Source organism: Actinophytocola sp. KF-1 (genome assembly GCF_054661535.1).
Map to the genome: position 1 here is coordinate 1 of NZ_BAAFVK010000033.1, position 2,973 is coordinate 2,973.

The following is a 2,973-nucleotide window of genomic DNA, read 5'->3' on the forward strand; positions in this document are numbered from 1 at the left end:
CGCTGCTGACCGAGCCGCTGCGCCGTGAGCACGTCAAGCCGCGCCTGCTCGGGCACTGGGGCACCACGCCGGGCCTGAACTTCCTGTACGCGCACCTCAACCGGGTGATCCGCGGCCGGGACCTGAACACCATGTACGTGATCGGCCCCGGCCACGGCGGGCCCGCGATGCTGGCGAACACGTGGCTGGAGGGCAGCTACTCCGAGGCCGACCCGGGCGTGCCGCGCGACGCGCAGGGCATGCGGGAGCTGTTCCGGCAGTTCTCCTTCCCCGGTGGCGTGCCCAGCCACGTCGCGCCGGAGATCCCGGGCTCCATCCACGAGGGCGGCGAGCTGGGCTACTCCCTCGCACACGCGTTCGGCGCCGCGTTCGACAACCCCGACCTCGTCGTGGCGTGCGTGGTGGGCGACGGCGAGGCCGAGACCGGGCCGCTCGCCACCAGCTGGCACGCGAACAAGTTCCTCGACCCGGCCACGGACGGCGCGGTGCTGCCGGTGCTGCACCTCAACGGCTACAAGATCGCCAACCCGACCGTGCTGGCGCGCATCCCCGAGGAGGAGCTGGACGCGCTGCTGCGCGGCTACGGCTACGCGCCGAGGTACGTGACGGGCTCCGATCCCGAGCGGATGCACCAGGACATGGCCGCGGCGCTGGACGGCGCGATGGACGAGATCGCCGCCATCCAGGAGCGGGCGCGTGCCGGCGGTGACCGCACACGGCCGCGCTGGCCGCTGGTCGTGCTGCGGTCGCCGAAGGGCTGGACCGGGCCCGCCGAGGTGGACGGCGTGCCGGTGACCGGCACGTGGCGGTCCCACCAGGTGCCGCTGTCGGGTGTCCGCGACAACCCCGACCACCTCGCGCTGCTGGAGCAGTGGCTGCGTTCCTACCGGCCCGAGGAACTGTTCGACGCCTCCGGCGCACCCGTGCCCGAGCTGCTCGCGACCGTTCCGGACGGTGACCGCAGGATGGGCGCGAACCCGCACGCCAACGGCGGGTTGCTGCTGCGGCCGCTCGAGCTGCCGGACTTCCGCGACTACGCCGCGCAGGTCGAGAAGCACGGCGGCACGACGTCCGAGCCGACCCGTGTGCTCGGCCGTTTCCTGCGGGACGTGGTCCGGGCGAACGCCGACGCCCGCAACTTCCGGATCTTCGGCCCGGACGAGACGGCGTCCAACCGGCTGGACGCGGTCTACGAGGTCACCGGCAAGCAGTGGCAGGCCGGGGTGGAGGCGGTCGACGAGCACCTGGCGCATGACGGGCGGGTGGTCGAGGTGCTGTCCGAGCACCTGTGCCAGGGCTGGCTGGAGGGCTACCTGCTGACCGGCCGCCACGGGTTGTTCTCCTGCTACGAGGCGTTCATCCACATCGTCGACTCGATGTTCAACCAGCACGCGAAATGGCTGAAGACCAGCCGGAAGCTGCCGTGGCGGCGCCCGGTCGCGTCGCTGAACTACCTGCTGACCTCGCACGTGTGGCGGCAGGACCACAACGGCTTCTCCCACCAGGACCCCGGGTTCATCGACCACGTGATGAACAAGAAGGCCGAGGTCATCCGCGTCTACCTGCCGCCGGACACCAACACGCTGCTGTCCGTGGCCGACCACTGCCTGCGCAGCCGCGACTACGTCAACGTCATGGTGGCGGGCAAGAACGAGACCCCCGATTGGCTGTCCATGGACGAGGCGGTCCTGCACGCCACGCGGGGCGCCGGGATCTGGGAGTGGGCGGGCAACGAGGACGGGAGCGAACCGGACGTGGTCCTGGCCTGCGCCGGCGACGCACCGACCCTGGAGGTCATGGCCGCCACGTCCATTCTGCGTGAACAGCTGCCCGAGCTGAAGGTGCGCGTGGTCAACGTGGTCGACCTGATGCGCCTGCAACCGCACACCGAGCACCCGCACGGCATGACCGACCCCGAGTTCGACGCCATGTTCACCACCGGCAAGCCGGTGATCTTCGCCTACCACGGCTACCCGTGGCTCATCCACCGCCTCACCTACCGGCGCGCCAACCACGCCAACATCCACGTGCGCGGCTACAAGGAGGAAGGCACCACGACCACCCCGTTCGACATGCTGGTGCTCAACGACCTCGACCGGTTCCGCCTGGTCACCGACGTGCTCGACCGGGTGCCGAACCTCGGGACCCGCACCGCGCTGGTCCGCCAACGGATGGCCGACCTGCGGACCCGCCACCACCAGTGGACCCGCGAACACGGCGAGGACCTCCCCGAGGTCCGCGACTGGGTGTGGCCCCACTGATGAACGTCCTGGTCGTCAACGCCGGCTCGTCCAGCCTCAAACTCGCACTGCTCGACGACGCCGACGAGGTCGTCGAGCAGACCACGCTGGAGCGGTGGTCCGGCGAGGAGGAGACCGAGGACATCGCGCGGTTCGTGGAGCGGTGTCCGGCCGTGGACGCGGTCGGCCACCGGATCGTGCACGGCGGCGCCGACCTGACCGCGCCCACCCGGCTCGACAAGGACGTCCGCGACCGGATCGTCGCGCTCAGCGAACTCGCACCCCTCCATCAACCACGCGGGGTGGCCGGCATCGACGCCGTCGGGACCGTCCTGCCCGACGTGCCCGCGGTCGCCTGCTTCGACACCGCGTTCCACCACGACCTGCCCGCCGCGGCCGCGACCTACGCGCTGCCGCGCGAGTGGAACGAGCGCTGGGCGTTGCGCCGGTACGGCTTCCACGGGCTCTCCCACGCCCACATCGCGCAGCGGGTAGCCGAGCTGGTGGGACCGGACCAGCGGATCGTCAGCTGCCACCTCGGGTCCGGTGCGTCGCTCGCGGCGATCCGCGGCACCCGTTCGCTCGACACGACCATGGGGTTCACGCCCCTGGCGGGGCTCGTCATGGCCACCAGATCCGGTGACGTCGATCCCGGCCTGGTGCTGTGGCTGCTGCACCACGGCGGCGTGTCCCCCGACGAGCTGTCCGACGTGCTCGAGCACCACAGCGGGCT

2 protein-coding genes are annotated in these 2,973 nt (G+C 71.2%); both read left to right on the forward strand.

Annotated elements, in window-relative coordinates; translation table 11 throughout:
* On the forward strand, positions 1-2,261 hold a 2,261-nt coding region (locus tag ACYQ77_RS44775; protein ID WP_459723653.1), incomplete at its 5' end, for a phosphoketolase family protein.
* The coding region (locus tag ACYQ77_RS44780) for an acetate/propionate family kinase (protein WP_459723655.1) at positions 2,261-2,973 on the forward strand (713 nt) is incomplete at its 3' end. The genes ACYQ77_RS44775 and ACYQ77_RS44780, both read left to right, overlap by 1 nt.